General features: G+C 63.2%; 13 protein-coding genes and 1 pseudogene. 3 read left to right on the forward strand and 11 right to left on the reverse strand.

Going from position 1 to position 15,388, the window contains the following annotated elements; genetic code table 11:
* The first annotated feature begins 3 nt into the window (after window positions 1–3).
* Both KMZ68_RS21400 and KMZ68_RS21405 read left to right on the forward strand, forming a co-directional pair.
* A complete protein-coding gene (locus tag KMZ68_RS21400; RefSeq protein WP_215613143.1) occupies window positions 4–1,368 on the forward strand; it encodes an HlyD family type I secretion periplasmic adaptor subunit in 1,365 nt (454 codons plus the stop codon).
* Window positions 1,369–1,406: 38 nt separating this feature from the next.
* Entirely contained in the window at window positions 1,407–2,969 is a 1,563-nt protein-coding gene (locus tag KMZ68_RS21405; RefSeq protein ID WP_215613144.1) for a GNAT family N-acetyltransferase, read from the forward strand.
* A gap of 164 nt (window positions 2,970–3,133) precedes the next feature.
* Here the strand turns inward: KMZ68_RS21405 and serA are convergent, their stop codons facing one another.
* The 10 genes and pseudogenes from serA to KMZ68_RS21455 all read right to left on the reverse strand — a co-directional run bounded on the left by serA (window position 3,134) and on the right by KMZ68_RS21455 (window position 13,199).
* Window positions 3,134–4,723 (reverse strand): phosphoglycerate dehydrogenase, encoded by a 1,590-nt coding sequence (gene serA, locus KMZ68_RS21410; protein WP_215613145.1) that lies wholly within the window; start codon window positions 4,721–4,723, stop codon window positions 3,134–3,136.
* A gap of 222 nt (window positions 4,724–4,945) precedes the next feature.
* The gene (locus tag KMZ68_RS21415) at window positions 4,946–6,118 is read right to left on the reverse strand and encodes a phosphoserine transaminase (protein WP_215613146.1); all 1,173 of its coding nucleotides are present in this window, start codon (window positions 6,116–6,118) and stop codon (window positions 4,946–4,948) included.
* Between the two features lie 135 nt (window positions 6,119–6,253).
* Window positions 6,254–6,478, reverse strand: a complete 225-nt coding sequence (locus tag KMZ68_RS21420; protein ID WP_215613147.1) for a hypothetical protein — start codon at window positions 6,476–6,478, stop codon at window positions 6,254–6,256.
* A 173-nt stretch (window positions 6,479–6,651) separates the two neighbouring features.
* A pseudogene (locus KMZ68_RS21425) lies at window positions 6,652–7,123 on the reverse strand (GNAT family N-acetyltransferase).
* Window positions 7,124–7,141: 18 nt separating this feature from the next.
* The gene (locus KMZ68_RS21430; protein WP_215613148.1) at window positions 7,142–7,732 is read right to left on the reverse strand and encodes a glutathione S-transferase family protein; all 591 of its coding nucleotides are present in this window, start codon (window positions 7,730–7,732) and stop codon (window positions 7,142–7,144) included.
* Between the two features lie 101 nt (window positions 7,733–7,833).
* Window positions 7,834–8,667, reverse strand: a complete 834-nt coding sequence (locus KMZ68_RS21435) for an outer membrane protein (RefSeq protein WP_215613149.1) — start codon at window positions 8,665–8,667, stop codon at window positions 7,834–7,836.
* A 211-nt stretch (window positions 8,668–8,878) separates the two neighbouring features.
* On the reverse strand, window positions 8,879–9,712 hold the full coding sequence (locus KMZ68_RS21440) for an outer membrane protein (protein ID WP_215613150.1): 834 nt from the start codon (window positions 9,710–9,712) through the stop codon (window positions 8,879–8,881).
* A 347-nt stretch (window positions 9,713–10,059) separates the two neighbouring features.
* Window positions 10,060–11,304, reverse strand: a complete 1,245-nt coding sequence (locus tag KMZ68_RS21445) for an MFS transporter (protein ID WP_215613151.1) — start codon at window positions 11,302–11,304, stop codon at window positions 10,060–10,062.
* Window positions 11,305–11,466: 162 nt separating this feature from the next.
* Window positions 11,467–12,813, reverse strand: coding sequence for a phosphoglucosamine mutase (glmM, locus tag KMZ68_RS21450; protein ID WP_215613152.1), 1,347 nt, complete (start codon window positions 12,811–12,813; stop codon window positions 11,467–11,469).
* Window positions 12,814–13,025: 212 nt separating this feature from the next.
* Entirely contained in the window at window positions 13,026–13,199 is a 174-nt protein-coding gene (locus KMZ68_RS21455) for a hypothetical protein (RefSeq protein WP_215613153.1), read from the reverse strand.
* Between the two features lie 107 nt (window positions 13,200–13,306).
* On the opposite strand from KMZ68_RS21455, the gene KMZ68_RS21460 reads away from it, so the two are divergent.
* Window positions 13,307–14,443: an alpha-hydroxy acid oxidase gene (locus KMZ68_RS21460; protein ID WP_215613154.1), complete on the forward strand. Its 1,137-nt coding sequence runs from the start codon at window positions 13,307–13,309 to the stop codon at window positions 14,441–14,443.
* A 57-nt stretch (window positions 14,444–14,500) separates the two neighbouring features.
* Here KMZ68_RS21460 and KMZ68_RS21465 read toward each other — a convergent pair whose 3' ends face one another.
* Window positions 14,501–15,349, reverse strand: coding sequence for a shikimate dehydrogenase (locus tag KMZ68_RS21465; protein WP_371741367.1), 849 nt, complete (start codon window positions 15,347–15,349; stop codon window positions 14,501–14,503).
* Window positions 15,350–15,388 lie beyond the last annotated feature (39 nt).

The following is a 15,388-nucleotide window of genomic DNA, read 5'->3' on the forward strand; positions in this document are numbered from 1 at the left end:
GCCATGGCCAACAGGAAAATTGCAGTCCGAACCGCGGCAGCAGACGGCACCTGGTACGATACGCTGCCGCGATCGACGAAATTTCCGACTATCGCCGGCATGCTGGTCATGGCCGCAGTGCTGATGGGGTTCGGCGTCTGGGGCAACATGGCGCCGATCGCGGGCGCAGTGGTCGCGTCCGGCGTGTTCGTCGCCACCGGGCAGAACAAGATCATCCAGCATTTCGAAGGCGGCGTGATCCGCGAGATCTATGTACGCGAAGGCGACATCGTCGAGCCGGGCCAGATCCTGCTCGAGCTTGATGAGACCTCCGCTCGAGCGGAATTGCAGCGTCTGTTTCTGCGTCGCATCAGGTTGTCGGCCATCGATGCAAGGCTGCAGGCCGAAATGAGGGAAGAGCCGGAAATCACGTTTCCGTCGGAAGTCGCCAATGCGCCGGCGAATTCGCCCGAGGTGAAGGAAATCATCGACAGTCAGAAGATGACGTTCACGGCGCGCCGCAACAATATGAACAGCGACATCAAGAGCATCAATGAGAGCATCAGGGCGCTGGAGGAACGGGTCCAGGGATCGCGCGTTCAACTGGACGCGGTCAAGCGCCAGATCGTCCTGCTCGACGAGGAAATCGAAACCAAGGATCGTCTGGTGCAGGCCGGGCTTGTACGCAAGCCGGAACTGATGGTGCTGCAGAGGTCGAAAGCCAACCTGGAAGGCGAAGTCGGCCGCATCATGGGCGACATCGGCGACGCCAAGGAACGGATCGCCCGTGCCTTCGAGCAGATCAACGGCGTGCGCAAGACGGCGATCAAGGCCGCGGTCGAGCAAATGCACGAGGTGCGGGGCGAGCTGGCCGACGTCCGCGAGCGGATGCTGAGCGCCAAGGGCGTGCTCGATCGGGTCCGCATCACCGCGCCGGTCAGCGGCGTCGTGGTGAAGCTGCGTTACCACACCCGGGGCGGAGTGGTGGAGGCTGGCAAGAACATCATGGAGCTGTTGCCGCTGAAGGACGAGCTGATCATCGAGGCCCGGTTGCGGCCGCAAGACATCGACAGCGTCAAGCGCGGGCACAAGGCGATGGTGCGACTGACGGCCCTCAACCAGCGCATCTCGCCCATGGTTTCTGGGGACGTGATCTATCTGTCGGCCGACACGCTGGCCGACGAAAAGAAGTCGCAGCAGGTCGGACCGACCGACATCTACCTCGTCCGCGTCAAACTCAACAACGAGGAAGCCATGGCGCTTCCCGACTTCAGTCCCACTCCCGGCATGCCGGCCGAGGTCTACATCAAGACGTCGGAACGCACGTTCTTCCAGTACATCGTCAGGCCCATCCACGACAGCATGTCGAGGGCATTCAGGGAGCGCTAGGCAAGCAACCAGGCAGGCATTTCGGAAAGGCGTCAGCCGTGCATATCGACATCATCGAAACGTTGCCGTCGCTGGCCAGGCTCCAGGACAACTGGAACGCGGTCTACGATGCGGATCCCGAAGCCCAGATCTTCCTGTCATGGAAATGGCTTGGCGGATGGCTGGCTCACATCGAAGGCCCCTGGTTCATCCTGGCGGCAAGGGCCAGCGACGCCGCCGACGCCCCCTACGCTGCGTTCTTTCCCTTGCGGCTTCAGACCACGATCGAGAACGCCGACGTGCGCAGCGAGATCAGGATGGCCGGCAATTTTTCGGCCGACTACACCGGCATCGTCTGCACGCCGGAGACGGAGCACACGGTCATTCCCGCCTTTGCCCGATGCATCAAGCAGATGAACTGGGCACGCCTCAACCTCGAAAATGTCCGGATGTCGGAGCGACGCTTCCGGTTGCTCATGGCCTGTTTTCCGAAGGCCGGTTTTCAGATGACTGAGGTGGACAGGATCGCCAAGATCGACGGCATCGATAACAGTCTCTGCCCGTACGCAGCCTTGCCGGCGGACTGGAATTCCTATCTGGAGTCGCTGAGCACCAATACGAGGCAGAAGATCCGCCGCCTCCTGAAAATGGTCAACGCGGGAGGTGAATACCGGATCACCGTTGCGACCCCCGAGACTTTCGCGCAGGACCTCAAATCCCTGCTTCGGTTCTGGGAGATCAAATGGCGCCCCCGCAAGGGCACGATGACCGACAGCCTGGTTCGCTCCAACGGCAACATGCTGACGCGCAGTTTTCAGTCCGGGCTGGTATTCCTGCCGACCTTCTGGCAGGGCGACCGGCCGGTCGCGGCGCTGGCCACGCTGGTCGATCCGCGCAAGCGGACCTTCTCCTTCTACATGGCCGGACGCGACGAGACCTTCGATGGGCCGCCGCCGGGAATGATCCTGCATGCCTTCAGCATCCGGCACGCGATCGAGAACGGCTTTGCCGAGTACGATTTCCTGCGCGGCAACGAACCCTACAAATATTCGTTCCATTGTACGGAGCGCAAGATTCGCTGTACCGTGGTCGAGACAAGGAACGGCAGGAATCTCGGCAACAGGATCGACCTGCGAAGCATTCCCGACGTGCTGGAGCAAGCGACCGACCTTCACAAGAAGGGACAGACCGCCGACGCGGAATGCGGCTACCGGCGGATTCTGGAGGTCCAGCCAAGGCATGCCGACGCGCTGCACCGGCTGGGCCAGTTGCTGACCGCGAAGGGCGACCTGGCTTCGGCCAAGAAGCTATTCCGCACCTTGACGACGGTCCGCCCCGAAGCCGCCAAGGCGTGGCTGTGCCTGGGCCAGGCCTGCGAAGGGCTCGGCCAGCATCAGGAAGCGCTCTACCACTATCTCGAGTTCATGCGGCTGCAGCCGAACCTTCCGGACGGGTTCGTCGGCACGGCCAGGTGCCTGGTTAAACTCGGGCGGATTGCGGAAGTCAGCGCCGCGTTGCTGGCGACGATAGGACCAGCGCCCCGACCGGCGGTCAGGATTGGGCGCGACGGACCGGCCATAGCGCATGACAGGCCGGCGCAGGACGCCTCGGTCGCGCTGTAGAAGCAAGACTGCCGTAACCGCGTCCGCTCGAACGTCGGGCCGGTCAGTTGCACGCTTCCGCAGGGAGGTTTCGCGACGCCGGTTCCCCTCTCCCATACCGGGAAAGGGGAAAACTCAAGTCACCGGCGCCTCAGAACAGCCGCGCCTTGGAAGACCAAGGCCTCTTAGAACACCAGCGCCTTGGCCTGTTTGACCTGCGGCAGCCCCTGCACCTTGGCGAGCACTTCCGCAGGCACCGCGCCATCGACCTCGACCAGCGCAATGGCGTCGCCGCCCTGCTTGGTGCGGCCGAGATGGAAGGTCGCGATGTTGAGCTTGGCGTCGCCGAGGAGGCTGGCGAAGCGGCCGATGAAGCCGGGCTTGTCCTCATTGGTGACGTAGATCATCGACTTGCCGAATTCGGCGTCGACCCGGATGCCCTTGATGTCGACCAGCCGCGGCTTGCCGTCGGCATAGACCGTACCCGACACCGAGCGCTCCTGCCGCTCGGTGGTCACGGTGACCGTAATCAGGCTTTCATAATCGCTCTGCGCCGCGCGCACGATCTCGTCGACCACCATGCCGCGTTCCTTGGCGATCACCGGCGCCGAGACCACGTTGATGTCGCCCAGCATCGGCCGCAGCAAGCCTGACAGCACCGCCGAGGTAAGCGCCTTGATCTTCATTTCGGCGACGTGGCCCTCATAGGTGATTTGCACCTTCGCGATGCCTGTCTCAGTGAGCTGGCCGGCGAACGAGCCGAGCTTTTCGGCAAGCTCGATGAACGGCTTCAGTTTTGGCGCTTCTTCCGCCGTAATCGAGGGGAAATTGACCGCGTTGGAAATCGCTCCGCTCAGAAGATAGTCCGACATCTGCTCGGCAACTTGCAGCGCGACGTTCTCCTGCGCCTCGGTAGTGGCCGCGCCGAGATGCGGAGTGCAGATCACGTTGGGATGGCCGAACAACACGTTTGACGTGGCCGGCTCCTCGACGAACACATCGAAGGCGGCGCCTGCGACATGCTTGGAATTCAGCGCATCGACCAGCGCCTGCTCGTCGACCAGGCCGCCGCGCGCGCAATTGACGATGCGCACACCCTTTTTCATCTTGGCAAGCGCGCCGGCGTCGATGATGTTCTTGGTCTTCTCGGTCAGCGGCGTATGCAGGGTGACGAAGTCGGCGCGCTTGAACAGCTCGTCGAGCTCGACCTTCTCGACGCCGATGTCCTTGGCACGCTCCGGCGACAGGAACGGATCGAACGCGATCACCTTCATGCGCAGGCCGAGCGCGCGGTCGGCGACGATCGAGCCAATGTTGCCGCAGCCGATCACGCCCAGCGTCTTGCCGGTGATCTCGACCCCCATGAAGCGGTTCTTCTCCCACTTGCCGGCCTGGGTGGAGGCGTCGGCCTGCGGGATTTCGCGCGCCAGCGCCAGCATCAGGGTGATCGCGTGTTCGGCGGTCGTGATCGAATTGCCGAACGGCGTGTTCATCACGATGATGCCCTTGGCCGTGGCGGCCGGGATTTCGACATTGTCGACGCCGATGCCGGCGCGGCCGATCACTTTCAGCCGCTTCGCCTTTTCGAGGATCTTCGCGGTGGCCTTGGTGGCGGAGCGGATCGCGAGGCCGTCATAATGACCGATGATCTCGGCGAGCTTTTCCTTGTCCTTGCCGAGATTGGGCTGGAAATCGACCTCGATGCCGCGATCCTTGAAGATCTGCACGGCGGCGGGCGACAACGCGTCGGAAATGAGAACCTTGGGTTTGTGCATCTGAATGTTCCTTCGCCCTTCCCTGAAAGGAAGGATCGGCCTGCGAGGGCCGGGATGGGTGAATTTCTCTCGGACGTTGTCTTCTCCCTCTCCCCGTTCTTACGGGGAGAGGGTCGAGGTGAGGGGCAGCCACGAACACCAGCGCGAGTGGTGAGAGCCCCTCACCCGGATTGCTACGCAAATCCGACCTCTCCCCGTAAGAACGGGGAGAGGCGAAAGAAGTTACGCCGCCTTCGGCAGCGCAGCCTTGGTCTCGGCGAACGCCCAGTCGATCCACTGCGTCAGCAGCGCGACGTCCCTGGCTTCGACGGTGGCGCCGCACCAGATGCGCAGCCCCGCCGGCGCATCGCGATAATGCGCGAAATCGTAGCCGGCGCCTTCCTTCTCCACCAGCGCCACCAGCTTCTTGGCGAAGTCGGCTTGCGCGTCGGCGGTGAGAGCGGTGATCGCGGGATCGATCACCTTCATGCACACCGAGGTGTTGGAACGGATCGCCGGATCGTTGGCCAGGAAATCGATCCACGGCGTCTTCGCCTTCCAGTCGGCGAGCACTTTCGTGTTCGCGTCGGCGCGGGCGATCAGGGCCTTCAGGCCGCCGACCGATTTTGCCCAGTTCAGCGCGTCGAGATAATCCTCGACGCACAGCATCGACGGCGTGTTGATGGTCTCGCCCTCGAAGATGCCCTCGTTGAGCTTGCCGCCCTTGGTCATGCGGAAGATCTTCGGCAGCGGCCAGGCCGGCTTGTAGGTCTCGAGGCGCTGCACCGCCCGCGGCGACAGCACCAGCATGCCGTGCGCGGCCTCGCCGCCGAGCGCCTTCTGCCAGGAGAAGGTCACGACATCGAGCTTGGCCCAGTCGAGCGGCTGCGCGAACGCCGCCGAGGTGGCGTCGCAGATGGTCAGGCCTTCGCGGTCAGCCTTGATCCAGTCGGCGTTGGGCACGCGCACGCCCGACGTGGTGCCGTTCCAGGTGAAGACGATGTCGGAAGCGGGATCGGCCTTGCTGAGATCGGGGATTTCGCCATAGCCGGCATGCAGCTTGGTGACGTCCTTGAGCTTCAATTCCTTGACGATGTCGCTGACCCAGCCCTCGCCGAAGGATTCCCAGGCGATCGTGGTCACGGGCCGCGCGCCGAGCAGCGACCACAGCGCCATTTCGACCGCACCGGTGTCGGACGCCGGCACGATCCCGATCTTGTAGCCGGCGGGCACCTCGAGCACTTCACGCGTCAACTCGATCGCGAGCTTGAGCTTGGCCTTGCCAATTTTCGCTCGATGCGAGCGGCCGAGGGCGGCGTCTTTGAGATTTTGGGGGTTCCAGCCGGGGCGCTTCGCACAGGGGCCGGAGGAGAAATGCGGCACATTGGGCCGCAAAGCGGGCTTCGCTGCAGTCATAATCTATCCTTCCAGATAGCTAGCCTCCCGTTGGGGGGAGGTGTCCCGCCGCGGTGCATAAGGGAAACGCCTGGAATCGTCAAGGAACTTTCGAGGGGGCGGATATGCACTTTCGGATCAGGTGTAACCCAGGGATCAAGTGCGCCCCTTGGGATCAGGTATCATGCTGGAATCGCAACCGATTGATGGCCCGTCGTCCACATCGGGCGGGACCACCGCAGCCGCCTGCGACTGAAGCAGTTCGTCAGCATCCGTGACGGTTCTTGCCGCCCTTCGCCTGCTCGAGGTTTTCAACACGCTCTTTTCGCCCGCCTGCACGACGTACTCGTTGCCGACCCTGACGATCGAATAGTTTTTCATGTGCGGATCCCCAACCTGCCCGAGCCCGGCGGGATACACCACAATGCCACGCATCGTTGCGCGGAAATAATTACGAACCGCTGGCTGGTTTATCGCGCGTTAACCAGAACGAATGGCAAAGCCCGTTTCGCAATCGGCGCAAGGCCCCATCGATCGGGAGCAATTGGGTTGTATCAAAATCGCCAGATCATGCCGACATGGCTCGGCTGAAACCCGATCCGCCTGTAAAACCGCTGCGCGTCGACGCGGCTGTTATGCGTGAACAGTTCGACCAGCTTGCAACCGTTGACACGAGCCTCGTCGAGCGCCCATTGCACCAGCTGCTCCCCTACGCCGTGGCTGCGGCAATCGGTGGCGACACGGACATCCTCGATCAGGCCGCGCACGGAGCCCTGCGAGCTCAGTCCCGGCAGGATGCAGAGCTGCAGGCAGGCCGATCACGGTGCCCTCGCCGTCCTCGGCGACCACGAGATGAATGTTCGGATCGGCCTCGACCCGATCGAATGCTCGGAAATAGGACGGCGGCAGCGGGTTTTCGATCCGTTCACGCGCGCTGCCGAGCGGATCGTCCGCCAGCATCGCCACCATGGCGCCGACGTCGTCGCGGCGGGCGCGCCGGATGGTGACGTTGGAAATTGCGGCCATGGCGGTAATCCCGGGAATTCAGCGCGCCGGAGGCAACCCGAGATAACGTTCGGTCTCGCCGATCCAGCGCCGCACCGCGGCATAGCCGTCGAGGTGGAAGCCGCCCTCATGCGCCACCCGCGTATAGGCCAATAGCGCGACGTCGGCGAGCGAAACAGCCTCGCCGACCAGGAACCGCGTCTCGGCGAGCTGATGCTCCATCCGCGCCAGCGCCGCATAGCCGCGCTTGATCTTGTCGGGATCGAGGTCGGAGGCCGGCTTGCCGAGATAGACCATCTGGAAGCGGCATACCGCAATATAGGGCTCGTGGCTGTACTGCTCCCAGAACAGCCACTCGTCCATCTTCGCCGCGGCAAAGTCATCCGCGGGAATGAGATCGCTGCCGCGGGCGAGATAACGGATGATGGCGTTGGACTGCGCCAGCGCGCGGCCGTCGTCGAACACCACCGTCGGCACCTGCCCGGCGCCGTTGAGCTTGAGAAATTCCGTGGTGCGGGTCTCGCCCTTGAGCGTATCGACGCTGATCCATTCGTAGGGCAGCGCCAGGCGATCGCAGACCCATTTCACCTTCAGGCAATTGCCCGAATTGGTATCGCCGTAGATTTTCATGGCCGGCCACCGTTCTCAGGACAGAGCGACAGACCAGCAGCCGGCAGCACTTCTGTCAACAGCATCGGGCGGCGCCCGGAATCTCGCAGCCGCGCCGGGTTTCAGAACTTGTAGCCCAGGCCGGCACGCACCGTGTTGATGCTGGTATCCGTGCTGGCGGAAAAACGCAGATACTCCCACTCTGCACGCATGAAGAGACCGCCAATCAGATTGACGTCCACGCCGAGGCCTGCGGAGTAGCCATATACCAGATGATTATGCTGGGCCTGCGTTGCGCTCAACGTGGCGCAGAATGCAACGGCACAGGAAGCTACTGCGTTTGCAAAAGTAAGCGCATAGTGGTCGTTGACAGTCACGGAGCGCGTGATATCGGCATTTCCGAGTGCGACTCCGCCGAACAAATATGGCAGGAAGCTCCCGTAGGCATAGCCCGCGCGCGCGCGGAGTGTGGCCATGTCCTTGACCGCGATCGCGGAGGACGACGTTGCCGTCACAGCATGATAGAAGCCGTCGGATAGCGGTGTGGAGCTGACGAGGGATTGGCTCGCCGAGGTCGACCCGCCAAATGCGCCGTGGAGATAGCTCGCTTCAACACCGATGACCACGTCGTCCCATTGCGAATTATATCCGACGAACCCGCCGAAGCCAGAGCTTCGTGCTGACTGCTTGCCGAGCCCGAGGTTCCAGCGCGAAACCTGCATTTCGCTTTCAATGGTGGTATTGGCCAGCAAGGCCGCGGTCATGTTCGAGGTCGAACCGTTGAAATTCTCGTCGGAAGACCCGTAGCCTGCCTGTCCTCCGATATAGTAGCCCTGCCAGTTGACTCTCGCGGTGGTCAGCCCGTCGGTGAAGGAGCCGCGAAGAAACGGAAGGTCGGCCGCTTCCGCACCGGAGGCCGCCCCGAAAATCATCGCCGCCAGCAAAAATCTACGCATCGCAACGCTCCCTCGAACTCTGACTGGCGCTGATCATCGCCTGTTAACCTTAACCAATCGTTGTCGCAGGCCGCGATCGGCACGATCCTGTGCGAAAACCCGAGATCATTTCCGCAACGGACCCTTGCGCAAGCGTATCGGCCCACGCCAAACGAGAACGGCGCGGGAAGATCCCGCGCCGTTAATACTCGTTAAGAGGAATGAGGCTCGATCAGCCCTTGCGCATCAGCGGCGGCGCGTAGACCGGTGGGCTCGAGAGATCCCAGCGCACGCCCAGCTTGAGGTCATGCGAGGTGATGCTCTTGAACGTCATCGGATTGTTGATGCCGTTGGTGCCGTCGAAAGCCCTGAGATCGCCGGTCACGCCGTCGCCCATGTCGAGATAGCGATAGGCGAGTTCGACCGTGAAGTTCGGCGTGACCTTGTAGCCGACACCGGCATGCAGCGCCCAGGCGAGATTCCATTTCGATGCGCTGTCGCCGAAGGCGAGGCCCGGCAACGCGGGACCAACGCCGCCATTGAGAGCGATGCTCTGGTCGGTGAAGTTGTTGATCGAAACCCGCGCGCCGCCGACACCGGCGCCGATGAACGGCGTCATGCACCACCAGGTGCCGAGATCGACATAGGCGTTGGCGAGAACCACCCATTCGGACTTGGTGGCATGATAGGTGTCGGTACCGACACCGCCGACGTAGCTGATGTTGTCCTTGCCGAAGAAATGCGAATTGCCGCGATACTCACCGGTGACGTCGGCGCGGAACCAGTTGTTGACCTTGTAACCGACGCCGAGGCCGAAGATGCCAGCGGTGTTGAAGTTGAGGCTCTGGCTCTGGGTGGTGAGGCCGGCATCGAGCGCGTTGTTCAGGCGATCGACCCGCTGATTGCTGAATCCGATGTCGCCACGCAGATACCAGCCGCCGAAGTCCTCGACCACCGGAGGCGGTGCGTATGCCGGCGGCGGCATGATGGCCATGTCGGCGGCAGAAGCCATCGACGACAACATTGATGCCGCTCCGGCGGCAACGAGAAACTTAACGCTACGCATTGGCTTCGTCCTTTTGTCCGGTGAGGCAGACAACGGAGGCCTCACATCAAAAACTCACGGTCGGACGATGCCATCAAATGTTTAAGCGGCACTTAACCCTAATTATTAAGGTTGATAATCTGTTGCGCACGCCCCTCGGGCGCGTGCGGTCCGGCAACGAGACCGTGCGGAATTTCAATATTTTGCCGTGCAACCGCCGGCGAAAAACGCCGGCTGCGTCTTCCCAATCGCGCCATGGGAAATTTCTGCAGCGGTGAAATCGGCAGCACGGAAATGGCGGGAACCGCCACAATCGCTAACAATGTGTTGATGGAAATCCGGCGGTTGCAGCGCCAACGGTTGCCGCGTCAGCGCGCGGCGTTTGGCATCTTCGGCAGGAACACCGCGAGCAATCCGATCGCCGGCAGCAACGCGCAGACCTGATAGACGAAGGCGATGCCGGTGTGGTCGGCGACCTTGCCGAGCACCGCGGCCCCGAGCCCGCCGATGCCGAAGGCAAATCCGAAGAACACCCCGGAGATCATCCCGAGCCGGTGCGGCATCAGTTCCTGCGCGAACACGATGATCGACGAAGTCGCCGACGAAATGATGAAGCCGATGAAGATGGTCAGCACGGCGCTGGCGAACAGCCCGGCATAAGGCAGCGCCAGTGTGAACGGCAGCGCGCCGAGGATCGAAAACCAGATCACGTATTTGCGGCCGAAACGGTCGCCGAGCGGACCGCCGAAAAAGGCGCCGGCGGCGTTGGCGGCAAGGAAGATGAACAGATAGAACTGTGCGGTCTGGGTCGAGACCGCGAACTTGTCGATCAGATAGAAGATGTAATAGCTCGACAGGCTGGAGACGTAGAGCTGCTTGGAGAACAACAGCGCGACCAACACCACCAGCGCGACCTTGACCCGGAGGGAACTCGGCGCGTCCAGATGCGCCGGCGGCGGCGCCTTCTTCGTCGCGATCTGCGGCTTGTACCAATGCCCTATCCGCCACAGGATGACGATGGCGAGAAATGCGATCGAGGAAAACCAGGCGATGCTGGGCTGACCGAACGGCACCACGATCAACGCCGCCAGCAGCGGGCCCATCGAGGTTCCGAAACTGCCGCCGAGCTGGAACACCGATTGGGCGAAGCCGTAGCGTCCGCCGGAAGCAAGGCGGGCGATCCGCGCCGACTCCGGATGAAACACCGCCGAACCCAGTCCGACCAATGCTGCCGCGACCAGGATGACGGGATATTGCTGCGCCACGCTGAGCAGCAGCAAACCGAAGAACGTGAAGCCCATGCCGATGGCCAGCGAGAACGGCTGCGCCTTCCTGTCGGTGACATATCCGATCACCGGCTGCAGCAGCGAGGCGGTGAACTGGAACGCCAGCGTGATCATGCCGATCTGCGCGAAGTCGAGTGCGTAGCTGTCCTTCAGAATCGGATAGACCGAGGCGATCAGCGACTGCATGGTGTCGTTGAGGAAATGCGACAGGCTGATGCCCGCGAGCACGACATAGGCCGGCCCCGCCACGGCGGCGGGCGCCACGACATCGGGCACCACCACCGGCGCAACCAGCGCCTCCTCACTGACGACGACGGGCTTGTTCAAGACCTGAAATCCGGATTCGGAGCGCAATAGCTCCTCCTACGACGGCGGCGCCGCACCGACCAGCGCCATTAGATAATGGCTGCGATGCGATCATAGCGTTTTCGAGCGAAGTGGATCCCGGTTCGCATAAAGAAAACGCGTCAAAACAAAAGTCTAGCGCGCTCAGGCGGCCGCGGCCTGACCGAGCGCGGTGACGATGTGATCGACCACTTCCTCGACCAGGATGCGGTCGTCGCCCTCGCCCATCACCCGGATCACGGGCTCGGTGCCGGAGGAGCGGACCAGCAGCCGGCCATGGCCGTTGAGCCGTTTTTCGCCGTCCACGATCGCCGATTTGACCTCGGCATCGTCGAGCGGCTTGCCGCTGCGATAGCGGACGTTCTTCAGGATCTGCGGCAGCGGGTCGAAGCGGTGGCAGACCTCCGATACCGGGCGGCGCAGCTTTTGCACCACGGCGAGCACCTGAAGTGCGGCGACAAAGCCGTCGCCGGTGGTGGCGTAGTCCGACAGGATGATGTGACCGGACGGTTCGCCGCCGACATTGTAGCCACGGCTCAGCATCTGTTCGAGCACGTAGCGGTCGCCGACCGGCGTGCGGATCAGCTCGATGCCCTGGCCTTCGAGGAAACGCTCCAGCCCGAGATTCGACATCACGGTGGCGACGACGCCGGGCTTGGCGAGCCGGCCGTCTTCCTTCCAGCTTTGCGCGATCACCGCGAGCAGCTGGTCGCCATCGACCAGATGGCCGCGTTCGTCGACCAGGATGACCCGGTCGGCGTCGCCATCGAGCGCGATGCCAATATCGGCGCGCATCTCACGCACCTTGCGGCTCAGCGTTTCCGGCGAGGTGGAGCCGCATTCCTTGTTGATATTGAAGCCGTCCGGCTCGACCCCGATGGAAATGACGTCGGCGCCGAGTTCCCACAGCGCTTCCGGCACCACCTTGTAGGCGGCGCCGTTGGCGCAATCGATCACCACCCGCAGGCCGTCGAGGCTGAGATCGCGCGGCAGCGTGCGCTTGGCGAATTCGATATAGCGGTCATGGACGCCGTCGATGCGGCGGGCCCGGCCGAGACTGGCGCTCTGCGCCAGTTTCTTGTCGAGCGATTCGTCGAGCAACTGTTCGATCTGTTTTTCGACGTCGTCGGACAGTTTGAAGCCCTGCGGGCCGAACAGCTTGATGCCGTTGTCCTCGAACAGATTGTGCGAAGCCGAAATCATCACGCCGAGATCGGCGCGCATCGACTTGGTCAGCATTGCCACCGCCGGCGTCGGTATCGGGCCGAGCAGCAGCACGTCCATGCCGACCGAGGTAAAGCCGGCCACCATCGCGTATTCGATCATGTAGCCGGAAAGCCGCGTGTCCTTGCCGATGACGACGCGATGGCGATAGTCGCCGCGCTGAAACACCAGTCCGGCCGCCTGCCCGACCTTGAGCGCCAGCTCCGGCGTGATCAGACCGTTGGCACGGCCCCGGATCCCGTCCGTCCCGAAATATTTGCGGCTCATGTGACCCCCAGCTCCGTCCCGGCTCCTGCAACCACCCTGCGAGAAGCCCCGAACGCCCGCCTATCATAGCGTGCAGCGGGTTATAATGCCTGCAGCGCTAAAATGGCTTCAAAAAATATGATGAATCATTACCGGCGGCCGATTGACCCGCCGGCGGCTAACACATTGTTAATGCGGGTATTATGCCGCCGGCACACCTGCCGGCGGGCCCGCTAGTCGCGGCGCTTGACGTGATGGTCGGCCTTCGAGGGCGGTGGCTGGGTGACATTGACCGGATCGGAACCCGGAAAGGTCTCCTCCAGCCCCTCCTCCAGCGCCCTATCCAGCTGGCGCTTCTCGGCGACTTTGTCGGCGACCTCGCCGACTTTGGTGCGTGATCCGGTCATGGATGGCCTCCCTGGCTGGCAGCCTCCCGTGGGGCGATTTTGCAGGGGCCCCAACCATGCTAGATGAATAGTCAAAGCGACGAATGCAAGAAGGGCCGGGAGCGCATATGAAACACATCACCTGCATCGAGGATCTGCGCCAGGTCCATATGCGCAAAGTGCCGAAGGCGTTCTTCGATTACGCCGATCGCGGCTCCTATTCCGAGGACACGCTGCGCGCCAACGTCGATGACCTGCAGCAGATCAAGTTCCGCCAGCGCATTCTGGTCGACGTGTCGAAGCGCGACCTCTCGACCACGATCCTCGGCGAGCCCGCCGCGCTGCCGCTGATCCTCGCCCCGGTCGGGCTGACCGGCATGCAATACGGCGACGGCGAAATCCACGCCTGCCGCGCCGCGCAGGCCGCCGGCATTCCCTATACATTGAGCACGATGTCGATCTGCTCGATCGAGGATGTCGCCGCCAATGTCGACAAGCCGTTCTGGTTCCAGCTCTACGTCATGAAGGACCGCGGCTTCATCAAGGCGCTGATCGAGCGCGCCATCGCCGCGAAATGCAGCGCGCTGGTGCTGACCGTCGACCTGCAGGTGATCGGGCAGCGCCATGCCGACATCAAGAACGGCATGACGGTGCCGCCGGAATGGTCGCTGTCGAAGCTGGTCGATTTCGCCACCAAGCCGGCCTGGGTCGCGGGCGTGCTGCGCGGCAAGCGCCGCACCTTCGGCAATCTGGTCGGCCATCTCAAAGGCACCGACGATATCACCGCGCTGGGGACCTGGATCGCGACGCAGTTCGACACAACGCTGAACTGGAAGGACGTCGAGTGGATCCGCAGCATCTGGCCCGGCAAGCTGATCCTGAAGGGCATTCTCGACGTCGAGGACGCCGAGGAAGCGGCCAAGACCGGCGCGCAGGCGCTGGTGGTGTCGAACCATGGCGGCCGCCAGCTCGACGGCGCGCCATCGTCGATCGAGGTGCTGCCTGAGGTCGTCGACGCGGTCGGCACGCAGATGGAGATCCTGTTCGACGGCGGCATCCGCTCGGGCCAGGACGTGATGCGGGCGCTGGCGCTCGGCGCCAAGTCCTGCATGATCGGCCGGGCCTATATCCACGGCCTCGGCGCCTATGGCGGCCCCGGCGTCGCCAAGGCGCTCGACATCATCCGCAACGAACTCAGCGTGACCATGGGCCTGTGCGGCGTCAACACCATCGCCGAGATCGACGACCACGTGCTGGCGATTTAGGATCGGCGTGGCCGTCTTCCTTCTCCCCTTGCGGGAGAGGGGAAGGCATCGGCGGCGTCATCCGGTCGTGCCTGACGTTGGCATGAGATCGGCCTCGACCAGTTCGCGAAGTTCCGGCGTGACCTTCGGCCGCTGCCCGAACCACAATTCAAAGCCGCGCACGGCCTGGTGCAGCAGCATGCCGAGCCCGTCGGCGACCTTCAGTCCGCGCGCGCGGGCGGCCGCCAGCAACGGCGTTTCCAGCGGCACATAGACGAGATCGGCGACCACGGCGTTATCAGGCAACAGGCCGACGTCGATCTCAAGCGGCGGCTGGCCGTGCATGCCGAGCGAGGTCGTATTCACCAAAAGGCCCGCGCGCGGCAGCAGCTCCTCGACGGTCTCCCACGCGACCGGATGCACATGAGCGCCGAATTGCCCGGCCAGCGCACGGGCGCGCTCGATGGTCCGGTTGGCCAGATGCACGCTCTTGATGCCGCGCTCGAGCAGGCCGAACACCACCGCGCGTGACGAGCCGCCGGCGCCCAGCACCAGCGCTTCCTCGGCACGGTCCCATCCGGGCGCGCAGGCGTCGAGATTGTTGATGAAGCCCTCGATGTCGGTGTTGGTCGAGCGCAACTCGCCGCCCTCGTACCACAGCGTATTGGCCGCGCCGACGGCACTGGCGCGCTCGTCCGGCTTCGACAGCGCCAGCGCGCGCTCCTTGTGCGGAATGGTGACGTTGGCGCCGACGAAGCCGTGGGTCGAGAGGTGCAGCACGAATTCGGCAAAGCCTTCGGGCGGGATCGCCTCGATGCTGTAGCCGCCCTCGATGCCGAGCGAGCGCAGCCAGTAATGATGAATCAGCGGCGAACGCGAATGCGCCGCCGGCCATCCGATCAGGCATGCGGCGGGGGGTTTGGTCACGGACAGATCTCCTTGTCATACCCGGCCAAAAGCGCGAAG

This window comes from Bradyrhizobium sediminis, from assembly GCF_018736105.1.
In the GTDB taxonomy this organism is placed as follows: domain Bacteria; phylum Pseudomonadota; class Alphaproteobacteria; order Rhizobiales; family Xanthobacteraceae; genus Bradyrhizobium.

Bases quoted from the DNA above. Each gene is read 5' to 3' on its own strand.
- KMZ68_RS21400 (WP_215613143.1), top strand. From the start codon at position 4: ATGGCCAACAGGAAAATTGCAGTCCGAACCGCGGCAGCAGACGGCACC.
- KMZ68_RS21455 (WP_215613153.1), bottom strand. From the start codon at position 13,199: ATGACCGGATCACGCACCAAAGTCGGCGAGGTCGCCGACAAAGTCGCC.
- KMZ68_RS21415 (WP_215613146.1), bottom strand. From the start codon at position 6,118: ATGACTGCAGCGAAGCCCGCTTTGCGGCCCAATGTGCCGCATTTCTCC.
- serA (WP_215613145.1), bottom strand. From the start codon at position 4,723: ATGCACAAACCCAAGGTTCTCATTTCCGACGCGTTGTCGCCCGCCGCC.
- KMZ68_RS21430 (WP_215613148.1), bottom strand. From the start codon at position 7,732: ATGAAAATCTACGGCGATACCAATTCGGGCAATTGCCTGAAGGTGAAA.
- KMZ68_RS21420 (WP_215613147.1), bottom strand. From the start codon at position 6,478: ATGAAAAACTATTCGATCGTCAGGGTCGGCAACGAGTACGTCGTGCAG.
- KMZ68_RS21435 (WP_215613149.1), bottom strand. From the start codon at position 8,667: ATGCGTAGATTTTTGCTGGCGGCGATGATTTTCGGGGCGGCCTCCGGT.
- KMZ68_RS21460 (WP_215613154.1), top strand. From the start codon at position 13,307: ATGAAACACATCACCTGCATCGAGGATCTGCGCCAGGTCCATATGCGC.
- glmM (WP_215613152.1), bottom strand. From the start codon at position 12,813: ATGAGCCGCAAATATTTCGGGACGGACGGGATCCGGGGCCGTGCCAAC.
- KMZ68_RS21440 (WP_215613150.1), bottom strand. From the start codon at position 9,712: ATGCGTAGCGTTAAGTTTCTCGTTGCCGCCGGAGCGGCATCAATGTTG.